The 19,738-nt window shown below is 51.9% G+C and carries 15 protein-coding genes; 8 read left to right on the top strand and 7 right to left on the bottom strand.

The genetic code is table 11. The annotated features are described in order from the left end of the window. Positions 1–8: 8 nt before the first annotated feature. The 3 genes from ACPXV9_RS10255 to ACPXV9_RS10245 all read right to left on the bottom strand — a co-directional run bounded on the left by ACPXV9_RS10255 (position 9) and on the right by ACPXV9_RS10245 (position 4,822). Positions 9–3,200 (bottom strand): efflux RND transporter permease subunit, encoded by a 3,192-nt coding sequence (locus tag ACPXV9_RS10255; protein ID WP_423896560.1) that lies wholly within the window; start codon positions 3,198–3,200, stop codon positions 9–11. 2 nt (positions 3,201–3,202) lie between these two features. Then, the gene (locus tag ACPXV9_RS10250) at positions 3,203–4,321 is read right to left on the bottom strand and encodes an efflux RND transporter periplasmic adaptor subunit (RefSeq protein ID WP_423896558.1); all 1,119 of its coding nucleotides are present in this window, start codon (positions 4,319–4,321) and stop codon (positions 3,203–3,205) included. 159 nt (positions 4,322–4,480) lie between these two features. Then, a complete protein-coding gene (locus ACPXV9_RS10245) occupies positions 4,481–4,822 on the bottom strand; it encodes a DUF1820 family protein (RefSeq protein ID WP_423897105.1) in 342 nt (113 codons plus the stop codon). Between the two features lie 159 nt (positions 4,823–4,981). On the opposite strand from ACPXV9_RS10245, the gene miaB reads away from it, so the two are divergent. From miaB to lnt, 5 genes are all read left to right on the top strand, one after another. Then, positions 4,982–6,337 carry a tRNA (N6-isopentenyl adenosine(37)-C2)-methylthiotransferase MiaB gene (gene miaB / locus ACPXV9_RS10240; protein WP_423896555.1) on the top strand — a complete coding sequence of 452 codons (1,356 nt, stop codon included), beginning with the start codon at positions 4,982–4,984 and terminating at the stop codon, positions 6,335–6,337. A gap of 152 nt (positions 6,338–6,489) precedes the next feature. Next, entirely contained in the window at positions 6,490–7,506 is a 1,017-nt protein-coding gene (locus ACPXV9_RS10235) for a PhoH family protein (RefSeq protein ID WP_423896552.1), read from the top strand. A 2-nt stretch (positions 7,507–7,508) separates the two neighbouring features. After that, positions 7,509–7,982, top strand: coding sequence for an rRNA maturation RNase YbeY (gene ybeY, locus ACPXV9_RS10230; RefSeq protein ID WP_423896550.1), 474 nt, complete (start codon positions 7,509–7,511; stop codon positions 7,980–7,982). A gap of 33 nt (positions 7,983–8,015) precedes the next feature. Then, entirely contained in the window at positions 8,016–8,870 is an 855-nt protein-coding gene (locus tag ACPXV9_RS10225; RefSeq protein ID WP_423896547.1) for an HlyC/CorC family transporter, read from the top strand. Between the two features lie 11 nt (positions 8,871–8,881). Continuing rightward, the gene (gene lnt / locus ACPXV9_RS10220) at positions 8,882–10,426 is read left to right on the top strand and encodes an apolipoprotein N-acyltransferase (protein WP_423896546.1); all 1,545 of its coding nucleotides are present in this window, start codon (positions 8,882–8,884) and stop codon (positions 10,424–10,426) included. Here the strand turns inward: lnt and ACPXV9_RS10215 are convergent. Further along, positions 10,423–11,676, bottom strand: coding sequence for a methyl-accepting chemotaxis protein (locus ACPXV9_RS10215; protein ID WP_423896544.1), 1,254 nt, complete (start codon positions 11,674–11,676; stop codon positions 10,423–10,425). The two genes, lnt and ACPXV9_RS10215, sit on opposite strands and share 4 nt — an antisense overlap. A gap of 234 nt (positions 11,677–11,910) precedes the next feature. Between ACPXV9_RS10215 and ACPXV9_RS10210 the strand changes: the two genes are divergently transcribed. After that, positions 11,911–13,260, top strand: a complete 1,350-nt coding sequence (locus tag ACPXV9_RS10210; protein ID WP_423896541.1) for a DUF1329 domain-containing protein — start codon at positions 11,911–11,913, stop codon at positions 13,258–13,260. A 19-nt stretch (positions 13,261–13,279) separates the two neighbouring features. On the opposite strand, the gene ACPXV9_RS10205 is transcribed toward ACPXV9_RS10210, so the two are convergent. Together ACPXV9_RS10205 and grxD are read right to left on the bottom strand one after the other, a co-directional pair. Continuing rightward, on the bottom strand, positions 13,280–15,778 hold the full coding sequence (locus ACPXV9_RS10205; protein WP_423896539.1) for an EAL domain-containing protein: 2,499 nt from the start codon (positions 15,776–15,778) through the stop codon (positions 13,280–13,282). Positions 15,779–16,079: 301 nt separating this feature from the next. Continuing rightward, positions 16,080–16,403: a Grx4 family monothiol glutaredoxin gene (gene grxD, locus ACPXV9_RS10200; RefSeq protein WP_423896536.1), complete on the bottom strand. Its 324-nt coding sequence runs from the start codon at positions 16,401–16,403 to the stop codon at positions 16,080–16,082. Between the two features lie 288 nt (positions 16,404–16,691). Here grxD and ACPXV9_RS10195 point away from each other — a divergent pair, with 288 nt between their 5' ends. Both ACPXV9_RS10195 and argF read left to right on the top strand, forming a co-directional pair. Further along, positions 16,692–17,867, top strand: a complete 1,176-nt coding sequence (locus ACPXV9_RS10195) for an aspartate aminotransferase family protein (RefSeq protein WP_423896533.1) — start codon at positions 16,692–16,694, stop codon at positions 17,865–17,867. A 4-nt stretch (positions 17,868–17,871) separates the two neighbouring features. Next, positions 17,872–18,786, top strand: a complete 915-nt coding sequence (argF, locus tag ACPXV9_RS10190; RefSeq protein ID WP_423896532.1) for an ornithine carbamoyltransferase — start codon at positions 17,872–17,874, stop codon at positions 18,784–18,786. 166 nt (positions 18,787–18,952) lie between these two features. Here argF and ACPXV9_RS10185 read toward each other — a convergent pair whose 3' ends face one another. Further along, the gene (locus ACPXV9_RS10185; protein ID WP_423896531.1) at positions 18,953–19,594 is read right to left on the bottom strand and encodes a S1 family peptidase; all 642 of its coding nucleotides are present in this window, start codon (positions 19,592–19,594) and stop codon (positions 18,953–18,955) included. Between the last annotated feature and the right edge of the window lie 144 nt (positions 19,595–19,738).

The following is a 19,738-nucleotide window of genomic DNA, read 5'->3' as shown; positions in this document are numbered from 1 at the left end:
GCGAAACTTTATTGCCCGGCTTCACCCTTGCGAGTCAACCAACCGGGGTTCATCGACCGCCAGACGGGAGCCAGATAGAGAGCCAACAACTCCTTGAGACGGGAGGGCAAGATCAACATGACCGGTGTAACTATCAATGTCAGCAGGGTGGCAAACAACAACCCAAAGACAATGGCCCGGGCCACCAGCACAAAATAGGAGGCAACCACACCGTCAATCACCACTTCTCTGGCGATCAGGTCGACACTGGCACCCATGGCAATTGGCGCCATCCCCAGAATGGTGGTAGCCGTGGTCAAAAATACCGGCCGTAAACGCTGGGCACAGGCTTTGACAGCAGCACTGGTCAGCGACAAATCCGGCTCTTCCTCACGCACATAATTGTAGGTATCAATCAGAACGATATTGTTGTTCACCACAATCCCGGCCAGAGCAACAATGCCCACGCCGGTAAGAATCGTACTGAAAGAATCTCCGGTCAGCAGTAGCCCCAACAGCACACCGGCGGTGGACATCACCACGGATGACAGAATCAAAAAAGCCTGATAAAAACTGTTGAACTGGGTCACCAACAGGATGTACATCAGAAACAGGGCCAACAAGAAGGCTACTGACAAAAACGCCAAAGACTCTTCCTGCTCTTCGTTCGCACCACGGAATACCAGATTAACTTCCTTATCCAGAGGGTTTTCCTCCAGCCAGGCTTTAATTTCCTGAACGATATCATCGGCCAGATAACCGGGCTCGAGTTCCGACTGCACCTTCATGATATTGATCGAGTCTACCCGCTCGATCTGATCCACTTTCGGGTGAGCCTCACGAGTGACGAAGGTGCTGATGGGAACCGGCCCCTGAGCGGTGGTCACGCGCAGCTCATCGAGCACCCGCAAACCACGGTCATCGGCGGGGTAACGAACACGAATCTCCACTTCTTCATTGGAGTCATCGGGACGGTATTCACTCAACAGGATGCCATTGGTCACCAACTGCACCGCGCGCCCCACTTCCATGACATTGACGCCAAACTGGGCAGCCAGAGTGCGATTAACCTTCATTTCCCACTCAATGCCCGGCAACGGGGTGGTATCGGTGACATCCCGAACCCCCTCAAAATTGTTTTCAATGTAATTGCGCAGATAACTGGTGGTAGCCCGCAGCTTGTCGTAATTGTTGGACTCCAGCTGCAACTGGATCGGCTTACCCACCGGCGGCCCACCTTCAAACACTTGGGCAGAGACAATGATGCCCGCCATATCCTCGGTCAGAGTGTTCATCTCTTCGAACACATCGTGAGTTGAACGCCCCAGAGTCTTGGGGTCGTAGAGCTCCACCAGAATGCTGCCGATTTCGTCTTTGTCTTTTACCCGGGCTGAGCTATCGCCACCACTGGCCGAGTAAGCGGATTTCACCTCTTTCAGAGACAACACCCGTTGCTCAACCTGAGCAACCAGCGCCTTCTTCTCTTCAATGGAGAAGTTACCCTGAGCGCGGATGGCAACCACACCGGCCGTTTCTTCGGTATCGGTAAAAAAAGTCACGCCGTTGTTGTAGCGACCGTAAATCTGGAAAATTGACACCAGCACCATCAGGGCCACCAGCGTCCAGACCACAGGGCGGCGCAGCACCCAGCTTAAAAATCGCGCGTAGCGACCGGTATGACCGGGCAAGGTGGTCGGGTCCTGTTCTTCCAAGTGAATCAGGTAATCCCGGGTGCGCTTGTCCAGTTCAGTTTTTTTCATCAGTGAACCGACCACCGGTGCGAAAAACAGCGCGTAGCTTAACGAGGCCAGCAACACACAGAAAACTGTCACTGGCAGATAACCCATAAACTGGCCCGGTACACCCGGCCAGAACATCATCGGCAGGAAAGCCGCCAGAGTCGTCGCCGTCGAGGCCATCACCGGCCAAAACATGCGTCTGACCGCCAACTGATAGGCCGCCCGGTTACCCAGACCCTCCGCCACTTTGCGATTGGCAAATTCGGTAATCACAATCGAGCCGTCAATCAACATCCCCAATGCCAGCATCATTCCGAACATCACCATCATATTGAAGGAGTAGTCCAGATAGTTCATGGCGATCATGGCGATCAACAGCGATACCGGAATGCCCAGTCCCACCAGAATACCGGAGCGAAAACCCAGCGCCCCGACAACAATAACCATAACCAGCGCCATGGCGGTGATGATATTACCGCGCATTTCATTGACCAGCCCTTGAGAAAACTCCGACAGGTCAAAGGCGTAGTCCACCTCTACACCAGCAGGGATTCGGCTTTTCAGACTCGTCACCAACTCCCTGACCTTTTGCGCCACCTCGATCTGATTGGCCTCAATGCGCTTGTTCACTTCCAGCAAAATGGCCTTGCGGCCGTTGTAGGTACTGAAGCGACTGGGATCCTTAAACGTGCGACGAATTTCGGCCACGTCGCCCAGGGTGATGACACCCTCTGAGGTGGACTTCAGCGGAATGGTATAAGCGTCTTTGTAGTTTTCGATCAAGCCCGGCACTTTGATTGAAAAACGGCCCTGGGAAGAATCCAGTGAGCCCGCAGGCACGAGAATGTTATTTCCCAAAATGGCGGTGATTAATTCATTACTGGTAAAGCGATAGTTTTCCAGACGGGCCGGATCAATGATGGCTTCCACCACCTCTTCGCGATGGCCTGCCAAAGGTGCGTCAAGAACACCGTCAACACCCTCAATTTCCCGCTGTAACATCTTGGCGGTTTTGAAAAGGTCGCGTTCCGAGGTTTGCAGTGTTGGCGTAAGGACTACGGTAATGGAAGGGAAATCGTCAGCGGTCAATTCTTCAACTATTGGCTCGTCGGCATCGCTGGGCAACTCCGCCTTGGCTCGATCGACAGCTACGCGCAGATCGTTGATGGCCTTTTCCGAATCCACGGCACCGGCCTCAAATTTTACCAACACCAGCGCATAGGATTCACGACCGAAAGCACGGATCTCTTCCACATTGGCGATGGTTCTGATTTCCTGCTCAAGCGGGCGCACCAACAAACGTGCAGAATCCTCTGGAGAAACGCCTTCAAGCCGGACATTGACCGAAGCGTAAGGAATTTTCACATAGGGCTGCGCTTCAACCGGCATCTTGCTGTAACTGAAAATACCCGCCAGCAGAATCAGGGTGAGAACGGAAAAGGTACTGCGATAATAGGTAACCGCATTCTGCAGAAAATTCATACTCAGTTCACACCCGCCGTCTTGCCTGCCACACCGGTTTCAGCAGTTTCGATTTCAACACCGACGGTGGATCCAATAATGGCGTACTCCTGACCAACGGTAATCAGCAGACTGCGCTGGGACAGACCCAACACCCAAACACCTTCATCGCGATCGCCAATAATGGTCAGACGCACAAACTGCACCACATTATTTTCATCGAGGATGCGCACACCGATATCACCATAATCGTCGAGCGACAGCAGTGACGCAGGGATCAAATGAGCCTGAACGTTGTCGAGAGACACCATCAAATCCGAGGTCAGACCACTGCGCAATGCCAGTGAGGCATTATCGATGGCCGCTTCAACGCGATAGGTTCGAGTGACTGGGCTCGACTCAAAAGAAACCAAACGCAACTCGGCATCGACCTGATGACCACCGGCAAAACTCGCCAGGGCTTTTTGGCCAACACGCATATTAACCACTTCTTTCTCTGACACCTCGCCGGTAACAATCAGAGGATTGAGATCCAGAATCACACCGCACTCGGCACCCCGATCCATAAAGTCACCGACATCAACGCTGTGACGTTCAACAACACCGGAGAAAGGTGCTTTCACCCGGGTGTTGGCAAGATTCAGCTCACTCCGTTTTAAATCGGCCTTTCTGGAGTCCAACCGAGCTTTGGCAGCGGCAATCGCATTGCGCGACTGGTAGCCCTGTTTGAGTTTCAAGGCACCATCGTATTCCAACTGAGCCTGAGCAACGGCCGAGCGGGCCTCTTCAAGGCGCAACGCCCGATCTTCCACCGCCAACTCACAAATGGTATCGCCAGTCTTGACCACCTGCCCTTCTGTAACCGGCAGTGACACCACCCGACCACTGATTTCAGCTTTAAGACTGACACTGCGGTCGGCCTCGGTTTGAGCGCGGACTTTTACCGCTGGCTGAAAATTTTGCGCCTCAATATAGCGAGCTTTGACCACAAAGGTTTTGTTGTTCTGCCCCTCAGCATCGGGCAGCGCATCCGGATCGGATCGCAGCGTGCCACTGACCAGCCAGGCACTGATGAGAACAAGAATGTACAGTGCTTTGCGATAATTGGTGTTGGACCAAAAGGTTTGGAGATAATTTTTCATCGAGGCCAAGCTTATGTCTGGTTATTTTAGGACAGGATTACACTGAACTCTAAAAAAGCCCGAAGCAAGCCACAAGCCAAGTTTTGTAAAAACCCTGATTTTTATAGTTGTATGTGGTTAGCCTCGACCCCACCAGAAGATCAATGCACTCAGGACTGATTAATCCTTATGGGTTGACGGAGGCGTCAGACCGGCCGGCCCGGGAAATTGGGCAACCTTGTCACCGGCCTTGATGTCGGTAACTTTGACTTCGCCTTCTTTTTCCACCTCATCAATGCGAATAATGGCCTGCATCGGAATATAGGAACGGGCGACGTTGCCAAACTCAGACTTCAGCTTTTCTTCGGCTGGATCCACAATCATCTGGCTTCGCTCACCAAAAACAAATTCCTCCACCTCAATAAAGCCATACATATCACTCTGATAAATGGCACGAGCATAGACCTCATACACCTGATTCTGGTTGTAGAAGATCACTTTGTAGATGGGTTTGGCGGACATAGGGCTCTCGGAATTCATCAATCTCCGGCACCAGAGCCGGAGGGCGCGCAAGGATAGCACAAAACACCCCCAATTTGGCCATCCATCTATGGCTATCAACCATGGCTATGGCTATAATGCCCGCCCCTTAATTTGACTAAATTTTGTTCAGATAGACCCATGACCGCAAAACCTGAAAAGAAGCTGTTTATCCAGACCCACGGCTGCCAGATGAACGAATACGATTCTGCCCGCATGCGCGACCTGCTGGGAGACTCTCACCAAATGGTAGCCACTGACGATCCGGAAGAAGCCGACGTACTGCTGGTCAACACCTGCTCCATTCGTGAAAAAGCCCAGGAAAAGCTGTTTCATCAACTGGGTCGCTGGAAACATCTAAAAGAAAAGAACCCGGATCTGGTGATCGGGGTTGGCGGCTGTGTCGCCAGTCAGGAAGGAGACGCCATTGCCAAGCGCGCGCCCTATGTCGACCTGATCTTTGGCCCGCAAACCCTGCACCGCCTACCGGAGATGATGGAAACCCCCCGGGATAATGGCGCCGTGGTGGTGGACATCAGTTTTCCCGAGATTGAAAAATTCGACAAGCTGCCCGAGCCGGAAGCCGATGGCGTCAGTGCCTTTGTCTCCATTATGGAAGGCTGCTCCAAGTATTGCACCTTCTGCGTGGTGCCCTATACCCGCGGTGAAGAAGTCAGCCGCCCGGCCACCGATGTACTCAAAGAGGTCGCCCATTTGGCGCAACAGGGCGTGCGCGAAATCAATCTGCTGGGCCAGAATGTTAACGCCTACCGCGGCGACGGCCCGGATGGTCAGATCGTCGATCTGGCCGAACTGATAACCTATGTTGCCGCCATCGACGGCATTGATCGCATTCGCTTCACCACCTCTCATCCGGTGGAATTTTCCGAGAGTCTGATTAACGTCTACGCCGAAGTGCCAGAGCTGGTCAGCCATTTGCACTTGCCGGTACAGAGTGGCTCTGATCGCATTCTGATGGCGATGAAGCGAGGCCACACAACGCTGGAGTACAAATCCAAGCTGCGCCGCATCAAAAAGCTGCGCCCGGACATCTGTTTCTCGTCCGATTTTATCGTAGGCTTCCCGGGTGAAACCGATGCCGACTTCGAGGCCACCATGAATCTGATTCAGGACATGGACTTCGATCTGTCGTTCAGTTTTATCTACAGCCCTCGTCCGGGCACACCGGCAGCCGACCTGCCCGATGACACCCCGGAAGAGGTCAAGAAACAGCGTCTGAAACTGTTGCAACAGCGCATCAATCAGCAAGCCCAGCGAATTGCCCGCAATATGGTAGGCAATACCGAGCGGGTTCTGGTCACCGGGTACAGCAAAAAAGATCCCGGCCAATTGTCGGGGCGCACCGAGAATAACCGCGTGGTGAACTTCAGAACCGACAACGCCGAGCTGATTGGCAAGTTCGCCGACATCCTGATTGAAGAAGCTCTGCCCAACTCGCTGCGCGGCACGCTGGTGGGATCTGAGCTGGACGACTAAAGCTGGACGGCTAAAATCACGCCGGCTAAATAGTTCAGCTATAAGCAACTTTTTTTTAAGAATCTATTAAACCCAAAACCGGGTTTTACCGTAACGACGATTAGGCTAGTCTAACCCTATTCATAGAAATCAAGGTGTTAAAAGAAACAATTTTGGACAGTGCGACCTCAACCCCGGAGCAGCCAGTACTGCTGACTCTGGAGCCCAACGACAATCGCCGCCTGGCTGAACTCTGCGGCCAATTTGACGAACACCTGAAACAGATCGAAAGCCGCCTTGGCGTGGAGATACGCAATCGCGGTAATCAGTTTTCCCTCAGTGGTGCCCCAAAGCTGGCTCTGACCGCCAAGCAAATTCTGGAGAACCTCTATCTGGATACCGATAATGGTGGCCAACTGACCCCTGACGAAGTGCATTTGGCCCTGCAGCAATCGGGCATGGAAATCGATTTACCCGAGCCGGCGCAAGCGAAGGTAGATGAGCAGCAACCTCTGGCCCTGATCCGCACCAAAAAGTGCACCGTTAAGCCCCGAGGACTGCATCAACAGCACTATGTGCGCGCCATACAAACCCACGACATCAATTTTGGCATCGGCCCGGCCGGCACAGGCAAAACCTATCTGGCTGTCGCCTGCGCTGTAGAGTCTCTGCTGAAAGACGAGGTGGAACGCATTCTGCTGGTTCGCCCCGCGGTCGAGGCTGGAGAAAAGCTGGGCTTTTTACCCGGCGACCTGGCCCAGAAAGTAGACCCTTACCTGCGCCCACTCTACGATGCCCTCTACGAGATGTTGGGTTTTGAGACCGTCGGCAAACTGATTGAACGCAATGTGATTGAAGTGGCACCTCTGGCTTATATGCGTGGACGTACCCTGAATAACTCATTTGTGATTCTCGATGAGAGCCAGAACACGACCCGCGAGCAGATGAAAATGTTCCTGACCCGGATCGGCTTTGGCTCTACAGCCGTGATCACCGGTGACCCGTCTCAGATTGACCTGCCGCGCGGGCAATTTTCCGGGCTGCGTCACGCCTCGGATATCCTGGAAAACGTCAAAGGCATCAGCTTTACGCACTTTAATGCCAAAGATGTGGTTCGGCATCCACTGGTACAGCGCATTGTCGAAGCCTACGATGCGGCGGAACCGCCAAAACCGAATCAAGGTCGCTGATCGTGCCACCCAAGTACGATCTGCAACTGGACCTTCAAGTCGCCAGCGAAGCACCGAATCTGCCGGAACAATTGCAACTGCAGCAGTGGGCAGGTGCGGCACTGCAATCTCCAGTCGAAGACAGTGAATTGAGTGTTCGCATTGTCGATGCCGCGGAAAGTCAGGAGCTGAATCACCGCTATCGCCATAAGGACAAACCCACTAATGTGCTGTCGTTTCCTGCCGATTTACCTGAAGGGATAGATTTGCCGCTACTGGGGGATTTGGTAATCTGCGCTCCGGTGGTTGCTCAAGAGGCTATCGAGCAAGGCAAACAACTTGAAGCTCACTGGGCCCACATGGTGGTTCATGGCACACTGCACCTGCAGGGGTACGATCATCAGGACGATCGCGAAGCCGAAACCATGGAAGGGCTCGAAACCAGAATTTTAATGGCCATGGGGTATCCTGATCCCTACGCCGATGATGCTCAATAAGCAACAGCAACACCCTTAAGGAACCAACAAACAATGAACGACGAACCAGCGAGTAGTACAAGCGCACCCGGCACCAGCAGCGATAAATCGTGGTTGGATCGGGTGCTCAACGCCTTTTCCGGAGAACCCAAATCCCGGGAAGAACTGCTCGAAGTGATTCAGGAGGCTGCAGCCAAGAATTTGGTAGACCCTGAATCACTGGAAATCATTCAGGGCGCCATTGACGTTGAAAACCGTCAGGTACGTGAGATTCAAATCCCCCGCTCACAAATGGTGGTCGTCAATCTTGATGACACTCTGCAAGATCTGCTGCCAAAGGTAATCAACTCTGGCCACTCACGCTTCCCGGTCATTGGTGAATCCACCGATGACGTACGCGGCATTTTGTTGGCAAAAGACCTGCTCCCACTGATCCTCAACGGCGCCGACGACTTTTCTCTGGAAAATATCATCCGCTCGGCCACCATTATTCCGGAAAGTAAACGCCTCAATATTCTGCTGCGAGAATTCCGTGAAAATCGCTACCACATGGCTATGGTGATTGATGAGTACGGCGGCATTTCCGGCCTGGTTACTATTGAAGACATTCTGGAAGAAATTGTTGGCGAGATTGAAGATGAAACCGATGACGATGACGATTCCGCTCTGATTCGCAAGGTATCCGACCGCGACTATATTGTACGAGCTCTGACTCCGGTAGAAGATTTCAATGAATACTTTAATGCAGGCTTTGACGAAGACGAATTCGATACCATCGGCGGCATTATGATGGGGGCGTTTGGACACCTGCCCAAACGCAATGAAGTTGCCGAAGTATCCGGCTACAAGTTTCGGGTGCTCTTCGCCGATGATCGCCAGATCCATCTGTTGCGTCTCAGCGTTCCCTAGAGCACCGGCCTGTGCTCGCCAATCAACACAATCCGCAGCATCCCACAGCTGATATCACCTTCAGTGGCCTCGGCCGCTGGCAAAGCCTGCTGCTCAGTCTTGTCGCCGGTGCCCTGCTGCCTCTGTCGCTGGCACCATTGAATCTCTGGCCACTGGCCATCATCTCTCCTGCTCTGTTGGCCGTCATCAGCAGGGGCCGCAATACCCTGCACCATTGCTACAGCTTTGGTCTGGGACTGTTTGGTGTCGGCGCCTCCTGGGTTTACGTCAGCATTCACAATTTTGGTTACGCCAGTGTGCCTCTGGCGGCTTGCCTGACCCTGCTGTTTGTCGCCGGCCTGGCGCTGGTATTTGCCCTGCCCTTTTATCCGCTCAGATATTTAAAGCACGCTACCAACGGAAATTTTTTGACCGCCTTCGGAGCCCTCTGGGTGCTGGGAGAATGGCTCAGGAGTTGGTTGCTGACAGGTTTCCCCTGGCTGTATGTCGGTTACAGTCAACTGACGACACCGCTGTCAGGCTTTGCCCCCATTGGTGGGGTGTTCGCGGTTTCTCTGGCAACGCTTGCTACCGCTCTGGCTTTGGTATTCATCTGGCGAGGCAAACGTCGACAGCGACTGGGGGCTGTAGCGGCAGTATTCATACTCTGGCTTGCAGGTGCACTGCTGCAAGATCAGAACTGGACCGCCCCAGTTGGTCCCGATCAGCGCATTACTCTGGTGCAGCCCAACATTCCCCAAGACAAGAAATGGCGACCAGAATATCGCCTGCCCACTCTGGAACTATTGCGTCATATGAGTCAGGAGCTGGAGGGTGTTGATTGGATCGTATGGCCGGAAGCCGCCGTCCCGATGCTATACCACCGGGCCAGCCCCTTTCTTGCCGAAATGGAGGCTCTGCTGGCACAGCACAACACCGCCCTTCTGACCGGCATTATTTATGACAATCCGGAGACTGGCCATCTTCATAACAGTGCGGTTGCCCTGGGTCAGGGGTCAGGGCTTTACCATAAATCCCGTCTGGTTCCGTTCGGTGAGTACGTACCTTTAGAAGACTGGCTCAGGGGAGTCATCGCATTTTTTGATCTGCCCATGTCCGCGATTAAATCCGGAGGAGAGCAACAGCCCCCAATACTGATGGGCCAGGTTAAGACCGGGATGGCCATTTGCTATGAAATTGTTTACCCGGATCTGGTTGCAGCCAGAGCCACCGATACCCACTTTATAACCACTCTCAGTAACGACGCCTGGTTTGGCCATTCCTGGGGGCCCTTGCAGCACTTGCAGATGGCACAAATGCGGGCACTGGAAACTCAACGTGATGTGATTCGCGGCACCAACAATGGCATCAGCGCCATCATTACCGCGGATGGCTCCATTGCCCTGCAAAGCCGCCAATTTGAAAGGGAGGTGGTAACCGGCAAGGCCACCCCCAGAGCCGGCAGCACCCCCTTTATGCGATGGGGCAGCCTGCCTTGGGTGCTGCTCTGTGGCCTGTTATTGGGGTTGGCTTTTCTACCGGAGCGAAAAGTGAAATCATTCGAGCCGTTGGTTTAGAACAGCTCGATGTCCTCATCAGAGGATGAGGACATTTCCACTGCGTTATCACCCAAGGGCTTCATCCGGGCGGTCTGGCGCCGCTGGGTTAGCCAAACTTCTTCGGTGGTGAGAAAGCGTGAAAAGTTATCGAACATTTGGTTGGCTATTTTTTCCATATCGTCTTTGGAGATGGCCTGCATCTTCGACTCTTCCAAACTTTCCTTATTCATTTCCGCCAGGCCATCGGCGGACTCTCTGGCATTCTCTGCCGTACTCAATTGACGTGAGGCCGAGTCACTGATGGCCGCACCCGAGTCATTGACGGCACCGATGACCGTAACAAGCTCAGTCAATTGCTCCGCCACACGTGACACCTGAGCAAGACTTTCCTTGGATGCTTCACCACTCTTGCTCATTACCTCAACCATATCACTGGTGCGCTCCTGAACACGCTCCAGCATGCCGCGAACCTCATCAGTGGATTCACGGGTTCTGGATGCCAGCGAACGAACCTCATCGGCAACCACGGCGAAACCACGCCCCTGCTCCCCAGCGCGAGCTGCCTCAATCGCGGCATTCAGTGCCAGCAGGTTGGTCTGCTCAGCAATGCTGTTAATGGCCTCAACAATGGAACCAATTTGATCAGTCTCCTGCTTGAGCTCCGTGAGCACGGTCTCGGCATCCTCCATATGTTCGGACAACTCACTCACCACACCGCTGGTTGCCATCATGGTGTTCTGACAGGTATTGACTGACTCATCCCCCTGTTTGAGTTGATCAGCGATCATGGCCGCCTGATCTGCCACATCGCGGGTTTGCTCAGACATGGTCAGCATCGCCTCCATCACACTCTGGGAGTAGCGCGTCTGCAGCAGGGCTTTCTGATTGACGTCATTGTGGGTGTCGGCCAATTCCTGCGACATGGGCACCAGACGCGAGGCTGACGAGGCCAGATCCATCATGCTCTGATCCAGATCATTAAACATGCGATCGGATTCCTGAGCCCAGGACAGAAGCGGCGCGGGTACTTCGCCATCCATCATCCGCACCCGCAAATCAACTTTGCCGTCTTTGAGTACATCGCCAATCTTGTCTTCGATATAACCAATGCGCTTCTGCGACTGGCCAAATGCCCAGGGAATAAACACACCAAGCAAGACGATATCCTTCAACATCAGTAACCAGAGACTGTCGAGATATTTGTAAAACAAGATATCGGTTAACAGAAATGAGGCCACAATAATGGCGACGAGTTGTTTACGGCTCATATTCAATCCTTCTTGAGGCAGAGTCATCTGCCAGACCCACTGATCACTGTTTATAGCGGCAGAAACCGGATTTTCTCAAGGGGTAAATCCATCCACGAATGTCTCTGCGTCAGTTTTGATCAACCACCAGAGCTTATAATGCCAATGGCAGCTGCCGTAAGATTATCTACATATCTGGCTTGCCAGCCATCATTCAGATCAACCTTTAAAACAATAATGATAAAAGCAGGAAACATGTTGAAAATCATCTCTCTCTTACGGTGGCCACTGTTACTGGTTATCAGTCACGGCTTAAACGCCGCCGTATCCGAACAACAAGCCGAACAACTGGGAAGCACACTGACACCATTGGGGGCAGAAACCAGCGGCAACGCTTCTGGCACCATCCCGGCTTGGAGCCCAAATGTAGAACTGTCGTCATCCGATCCCATCTACATCACCAACCCGCTGAACGATGAGCAGGCCCTGTTCGACATCACCCGCGATAATATGGACGATTACAGCGCCCTGCTCTCGCAAGGGAGTAAAGCTTTGCTGCAGGACAAAGAGGACTATCGCATGTCGGTTTACCCGACTCTGCGCACGGCAGTCGCTCCACAATTTATCTACGACAATACCCGCCATAATGCCACACACACTCGCCTTACCAATGACGGATTAACACTGGAAAACTGGCAGCCAGGCGTCCCCTTCCCGATTCCCCAAAATGGCTTGGAAGCCATCTGGAATCACCTGACGCGCTGGTCCGGCAGTCACAGCGAGTACACCTCTACCGTTTACTTTTCCAGTTCAAATGGCAAAGTCATCCAATCCAGCACCCAGTTCATCAGCTTTGCATCACCGGTTTATTCCCCGGATCGGGATTGGGGCAAAGGCGCCAATGAACTGTTTCTGCTCAGAGCCAACTTTCTGGCGCCTCCCCGTCGTGCCGGTGAAATCATTCTGGTGCGCGAGCCCTATGATTTCAGCAAAGCTCAGGGCCGCAAAGCCTGGCAATACCTGACAGGACAGCGCCGGGTCCGCATGGCCCCCAGCATCGCCTTTGATACTCCAGCGCCTGCCTCTTCCGGCAACAACACCTATGACGACAGCAATATTTTTAATGGCTCTCCCGAGCGATTTGACTGGCAACTGGTTGGCAAACAGGAGTGCCTGACGCCTTACAACAACTGGAGAACAACCAACGTCGATAAACCAAAAGCGCTGATCACCCCGGGCCATTTCAATCCGGACGCGGTACGCTGGGAGATCCACCGCTGCTGGGTGGTAGAGGCCACACTCAAGGAGGGCCTACGTCATGTATACAGTAAACGCCGCTACTACATCGACGAGGACTCATGGGTTGCGTTGATGGGCGACCTGTATGACAACCGGGGCAATCTGTGGCGCACCAACTTTGCCTTGTTTGCCCCCAACTACATGGATAAATCTTTTGCCTCTTCAGGCGGTATTGCCATGTACGACCTGCTGCAAAAAAGTTATCACGTCAGCCTGCCTCACGCGATGACCACAACATCCAGAAAAAAACCCAAGAAATCCAGATATTACACCGCGTCATCACTGAAGCGCAGCGGTGTCAGATAATCGGGCCCCAGGAATCGATTCAGGTCGATTCCTGCTCCTCAAAGAAAAGGCCGGAAAACTCGTTAATGGGTACCGGCTTGCCCATCAGGTAACCCTGCACAAAATCAACCCCCAGGCGCCCTAGCAACAGCATTTCCTCTTCCAGCTCCACACCTTCGGCAATGGTGGTGGCCTTGGTAGCGTGGGCAATCTGGACAATCGCGCGAACAATCTTCCGGTTAATTTCGGACTCGTGAATATTCTGTACGAATCCCATGTCCACTTTGACAATATCTGGCTTCATTCGCTGCATGTAGACCAGTGACGAATACCCGGTCCCAAAATCATCCAAAGCCACACGGAACCCCATTCGGTGAAGGCCTTCGATGGTGGCCACAAAATTGGCATCGTCCTCCATAGCAGCCGTTTCTGTTACCTCAAACACCAATTGGCATGGCTGAATGTTGTAACGCACCAGACAGGTTTCAATAAAGCCCAGCAGTTCAGGCTCCAGCAAATCCAGCAGAGAGAGATTTACCGAGACATGAAAACCATCGGGCACCTTGGTTTTTGACAACCAGGAGCACACCTTCTCAATCATTATCCGGGTGATAAAGAACACCAGACTGGATTGCTCCGCCAGAGGTACAAATACCGCCGGACTGATAAACCCCTTGTTAACGTGATTCCAGCGAACCAACGCCTCGGCTCCGATCAGTGCTTTATCCATGTCGAATTGAGGTTGAAGCTGACAGGTCAAATCCCGATGCACGATGGCTTCGCGCAGATCCTCCAGCAAATGCAAGCGCTCTTTTGAAACCTGATCACTTTGAGGGTCATAACGGGACCAGCGAGTACGGTGCAGTTCACAATCATTCAATGCCAGCTGAGCCTTGCGATAGGCTTCCTGAAGTGTGAATTTATCCATCTGGTACAGAGTCAATCCAGCCTGCAGTGACAAGCTGCTCTCCATGGCACCAACTCTTACAGGCTTCTCTGCGCGCTGTAAAAAAGCCTCGATAAATTCATTTGGATCACTGCGACTGTCGGCCATCAGCAGCATCTGATTCCCCGGTAAACTGATCAGATAGGTTTTACCGCCATAGGGCAGCTCCACTGGAATCGACCAAGGTGATGCCTCCAGGTACTTATTAAAACGGTCCACCAGCTGGCGATAGACTTTGGAACTTGCGTCCGGCCCCAACAGCCCCGTAAATGATTCAACACCTGTGATGCGCAGCATAATCACCCAAAGCTGATCACCATGACCCATGGAGTTTTCTACCGCCTCGGCAAAGCGATTGCGGAAGAAGGAATAATTGGGTAGCCCGGTTTGAGGATCGGTGTAGGCGGTTTTAATGCCCTTTCTCTCAGTAAAAAACTGTCGATCCACTAACGCAAACGACAGAATGGACAGTTCCGCCAAAGCTCCCAGAGCCAAACCATGGCGTGTAATATCATTGAAAGGCAACAAGTTCTTGTAACTGCCCATACCGACACCCGCTCCGATTAACAGGCACACCCAGGACAGCAAAAAAAAGCGTGCCGGCAGAAAACCATTGCGGTAAGCGGTAAGTGACATCCCCAGAATAAACAGACTGCCCCACACCTGAGCCACTATAAACGGTTGCAACAGATAGTACTCAGGCACAAACAGAGCTGACATTGCCCCCATTAATAACAGGGAAATAATCAGCGCCCGGTATTTGTAATAACCGGAGGCATAGAGTCTGGCGACCAGAAACTGGCTACCGAACAGGAAAGCGGTTAGCAACAACAGAAAGTTGATGACCAGCATGTGGGTTGCCAGCCAAATCTGCATGGAGAAAGGCCAGATATACTGACCAAATCCCATCAATACCGACAGTTCCAGAAAGGTCAGGACATAAAAGGCGAGATACCAAATATAGGTTTGGCTGCGAATAAGAATACCGACAAAGCTGTTAAACAGAGCTATAACAACCAGGAACAGAGCAACACCACCAATCATCACATAACGCTTTGATCGGTATTCATACATGGACTCCTGACTATATACCACCAGCGGCATCACCGCCGGGCCATCGCTTTGCTTTTTAATCAGCACCGTCAGCTTTTGCCCCGGAGTAGCCGAGAACTGCAACACCGGGTCTAAATCCACTTCGTCTCCAGGCTGGCGCTGCCGCACTCCCGCTTGTCGTTGCTGGATCAAGGCGCCAGATTCATCATAGAGATAAAAAGTCAGCTGCTGTAAAACCGGATTTTTAGCAACCAGATAGTAGTCGCCCTTTTCCTGTAACTCCTGGGCCGCAGAAATGTGCAGGCGATGCCAGTAGGTTTGCGGCCCCTCATTCAGGGATTGTTCGTAGTGAAGGTTGGAAAACTGTTGGGACAACAGCACGTCTGCCGGCCCATAGCCATCATCGAGTAAGGTCGGTAGAGGTTTTTTTACCGTATAGCGGTCGTAACTGTCTTCCAGAAAAATATAGGGCTCTGCCGCGACCACGGAGGCAAAAAACAGAGCAGAGCCCCACAACACCAGAGATTTCAAAACCGACATCCGCAACAGACCTCACTCCTTGAGAAACCCATCAACAATGATTACGAATAGCGCGCAAGCAACACATCCATAGAAAAACCCCTGAACGCAAGCACCCCTACCGCCCAACAGTAAGTCCTGCTGACCAGTATAGTCCCTATTACAAAATGACAAGCGGGTCATCCATCACCCTATGGTTCCGGTCATCCTGCGATAACCTCCTTCAACAGCCAGGCCTAAAGTGACATGCATTGGGAGCTGAAACAAAAAAGGCCCCGCATGACAGCGGAGCCTTTGTGACAAGCTATGCTTCTAAAGTGGACTAGCCCTCTTCGGCCACCGCTGCGTCGATCAACGGCTTCAACTCACCACTCTCATGCATTTCAGTGATGATGTCACAACCACCTACAAGCTCACCTTTTACCCACAGCTGTGGGAATGTAGGCCAATTAGCGTATTTGGGCAGATTGGTGCGAATCTCGGGGTTACTGAGGATATCCACATAGGCAAAACGCTGACCGCAGGCCATGATCGCCTGAGAGGCACGCATGGAAAAGCCACACTGTGGGGCATTAGGCGAGCCTTTCATGTACAGAATAATATCGTTATCCGCAATTTGTTGCTTGATGGTATCCATGATATCCATAGGAATAATAACCTCTTTAAAACTTAAATGAGCTTATCGACGCATTCTTTAATCACAGAGAAAAGAAAAGCCGAGTCAATTACTGGGTTATGTGTCATTTTACATGACAAGGGAATCGACAGATAGCTTTTTCAATTCCCCCTGAGCCTTATTGCAGCAAATGCAAATTGCTTATAGTATCGCCTGTTTCGGGCAGCCATCGCGCTGCCTTATTTATTTACAGGGATGTAATGTATGTCGCGATAGGCAGGAAGCCGTTAGCGACGATTTACAAAACGGGAGATTTGCATGAGTACCGCATCAATTATGAATACTTACGGTGAGCGTAAGTTGACCTTTACCAAAGGGGAGGGTTGCTACCTTTGGGACAAACAGGGTAATCGATATCTCGACGCACTCAGTGGCATTGCCGTATGCGGTCTGGGCCATGCGCACCCTGAAGTAGCACAAACCATAGCCGAGCAGGCCTCTACACTGTTACACACCTCCAATCTGTATTTGACCGACCCCGGATTGGAACTGGCGGATAACCTTTGTGCAGAAACGGGAATGGAAAAGGTATTTTTTTCCAACTCAGGTGCCGAGGCCAACGAAGCGGCCATCAAGATTGCCCGCAAATACGGCAACGATAAAGGCATCACCAAGCCAGTTATTATCACCATGGACGGCAGCTTCCACGGTAGAACCATGGCCACCCTGACCGCCACAGGCAATTCCAAAGTTAAAACAGGCTTCACGCCATTGCTTGAAGGTTTTGTACACGTCCCCTACGACAACATAGATGAACTAAAGGCCGCAGCAACCAGTGACGTTGTTGCCGTTTTAGTAGAACCAGTTCAGGGGGAAGGCGGAGTCAATATCCCTGCCACCGATTACCTGAATCAGCTACGTGAACTTTGCGATCAAAATGACTGGTTGCTGATGCTCGATGAAATTCAGACTGGTAACTGTCGAACTGGGAGGCACTTTGCTTTTCAACACAACCAGATCCAGCCGGATGTTGTTACTACGGCAAAGGGACTGGGCAACGGTCTTCCAATTGGCGCCTGTATGGCCAGAGGTAAAGCAGCAGAGATACTTGTCCCGGGTACTCATGGTTCAACCTATGGCGGCAATCCGCTTGTGTGCCAGGGCGCTTTAACCGTTCAAAAGGTTCTGAAGCGAGACCGTATTGATAGTAAAGCCATGGAAACTGGAAACTACCTGCTTGATAGTTTCAATCAGGCGATCGGTAGTTCGGCACTGGTCAAAGAGATCCGGGGCATGGGCATGATGATTGGTATTGAGCTTACGATGGACTGCCCTGAACTGGTAGGCAAAGCAGCCGATAAGGGTCTTCTGATCAATGTCACCGCAGGTTCTGTTATTCGCCTCCTGCCTCCTTTAACACTTAGTAAACAACAAGCCGATGACGTAGCTGAAATCGTTTCGTCACTGGTTAACGAACTGGAAGCACAAGGATAATCCTATGACTGTCAGACACTTTTTAACGCTGAACGACCTGTCAGATAGCGAACTGGCAACCATCATTGAGCGGGCAGTCGAAATGAAGGCCCTGCGTAAGCAACACATTGAGAATGCCCCTTTCCCAAATCATGTACTGGGCATGATCTTTGAAAAGTCGTCGACACGTACCAGAGTCTCGTTTGAAGCGGGAATGGCTCAGCTGGGAGGCTCATCGATCTTTCTCTCGCCTCGAGATACCCAATTGGGTCGTGGTGAGCCGATTGAAGATTCCGCACGAGTTATTTCACGCATGGTCGATATCATTATGATTCGAACCTTTGAGCACGAGAAAATCGAGCGATTTGCGCAATACTCAAGCGTACCGGTGATTAATGCATTAACCGACGACTACCATCCCTGCCAGCTGCTTGCTGACATTCAAACCTATGTTGAACACCGTGGCAGCCCTCAAGGGAAAACTGTCACCTGGGTAGGGGATGGCAATAACATGTGTCATTCTTATATCAATGCAGCAGCCAAGTGCGACTTCCATTTGAATATTGCCTGCCCGGAGGGGTTCGACCCGGATCAAGCACTGGTCAGTAAAAACTCTGACAGAGTCACCATCTATCGCGATCCTAAAGAAGCGGTCAAAGGTTCTGACTGGGTTGTCACTGATGTTTGGGCCTCAATGGGTCAGGAAGAAGAACAAAAGGAGCGTGAAGCCAAGTTTGCTGGCTATGAAGTGAATCACGAGCTGATGAAACTGGCTAACAAGGATGCCATCTTTATGCATTGCCTGCCTGCACACCGAGGCGAAGAAGTCAGTGGTGAGCTACTGGAAGACGAATCTATCTCAGTGGTATGGGATGAAGCGGAAAACAGACTGCACGCGCAAAAGGCATTGATGGAATTTCTTTTGAATCACAGAAAATAACTTTTAAGCCTGATAACTTGCTGACTTAAGTGGCTTATTCTTTAGCCTGTCAGGCTCAGACAATCTTTTAAAGCACCATACAACTGGTGCTTTTTTATTTCAGCAAATTCTGCTGCTCAATACCTGCTGTGAACATTGCCCGGCATACAGATTTCGATCGTAATATTCAGTATCTTTCAGACCATTCTCGACAATAAAGTGATAGAGCGTTTTGATAGGAGTTGATACAGAGATACCAGCCTCGCGCCAGCCATACGCCTCTCGGATCAACCGATAAGCACGCAGCACGCAGCACGCCGATAAGTTTTGGCTGCTCAGAGCCCTGATTACAAACCAGCAACGCTCCACCGGAGCCTCCAGGTTCGAGAGTTGCTGTAGTTATCAATTCCCCCCTTTTACTAACCATGACCTCACCACGGCGTATATCTGCATTGGCATTGTGATCAAAACTGCTGGCCCAGATGATTGTCTGGAGCGCCACAGGCTTATCAGACAAAGTTACCGCACCGTATAGCGGTGATGACAACTTTAGCAGGGCAATATCCATCCCCCAATGCAGCGCCAACAGATTGGCCTCAACCTTGTAGTTGCCTTGCCACAGAGAAATATCATTGCCGGCCGGCAGCCCATGAGCAGTCGTTATGGCTAAATCAGGAGCAATAAGAACCGCAGAGAAATGATGCGAAGTGCTTGCGGAAGCAAGTAACAGATAATCCGCCCGCCGTATAGTTTCCAGACACCGATCAGAAGCCTGAACCAGACAAGAGACAGATAGAATACAAAATACCTTGAACGCGCCTGTCAGCATAATGAGCGCCTTCTTGATTGAGGTATTTAAAGCATAGCTTAAAACAAAAAAAGGCCCAGTGCGTTAGCACTGGGCCTTTAGTATTAAATGTCTGACGATGACCTACATTGATCAGAAGCTCCGCTTCTGACCCTTCGGGCTCCT

The sequence above is a fragment of the Candidatus Pelagadaptatus aseana genome, from assembly GCF_040362265.1.
Lineage (GTDB): Bacteria > Pseudomonadota > Gammaproteobacteria > Pseudomonadales > Cellvibrionaceae > Pelagadaptatus > Pelagadaptatus aseana.
This window is presented reverse-complemented; position numbering and strand designations above follow the sequence as displayed.

What these genes read in the sequence shown, in the direction of transcription:
- ACPXV9_RS10255 (WP_423896560.1), bottom strand. Translation starts at nt 3,200, where the DNA reads ATGAATTTTCTGCAGAATGCGGTTACCTATTATCGCAGTACCTTTTCC.
- grxD (WP_423896536.1), bottom strand. Translation starts at nt 16,403, where the DNA reads ATGGATATCATGGATACCATCAAGCAACAAATTGCGGATAACGATATT.
- ACPXV9_RS10210 (WP_423896541.1), top strand. Translation starts at nt 11,911, where the DNA reads ATGTTGAAAATCATCTCTCTCTTACGGTGGCCACTGTTACTGGTTATC.
- argF (WP_423896532.1), top strand. Translation starts at nt 17,872, where the DNA reads ATGACTGTCAGACACTTTTTAACGCTGAACGACCTGTCAGATAGCGAA.
- ACPXV9_RS10185 (WP_423896531.1), bottom strand. Translation starts at nt 19,594, where the DNA reads ATGCTGACAGGCGCGTTCAAGGTATTTTGTATTCTATCTGTCTCTTGT.
- ACPXV9_RS10225 (WP_423896547.1), top strand. Translation starts at nt 8,016, where the DNA reads ATGAACGACGAACCAGCGAGTAGTACAAGCGCACCCGGCACCAGCAGC.
- ACPXV9_RS10250 (WP_423896558.1), bottom strand. Translation starts at nt 4,321, where the DNA reads ATGAAAAATTATCTCCAAACCTTTTGGTCCAACACCAATTATCGCAAA.
- ACPXV9_RS10195 (WP_423896533.1), top strand. Translation starts at nt 16,692, where the DNA reads ATGAGTACCGCATCAATTATGAATACTTACGGTGAGCGTAAGTTGACC.
- ACPXV9_RS10245 (WP_423897105.1), bottom strand. Translation starts at nt 4,822, where the DNA reads ATGTCCGCCAAACCCATCTACAAAGTGATCTTCTACAACCAGAATCAG.
- miaB (WP_423896555.1), top strand. Translation starts at nt 4,982, where the DNA reads ATGACCGCAAAACCTGAAAAGAAGCTGTTTATCCAGACCCACGGCTGC.
- ACPXV9_RS10205 (WP_423896539.1), bottom strand. Translation starts at nt 15,778, where the DNA reads ATGTCGGTTTTGAAATCTCTGGTGTTGTGGGGCTCTGCTCTGTTTTTT.
- ACPXV9_RS10215 (WP_423896544.1), bottom strand. Translation starts at nt 11,676, where the DNA reads ATGAGCCGTAAACAACTCGTCGCCATTATTGTGGCCTCATTTCTGTTA.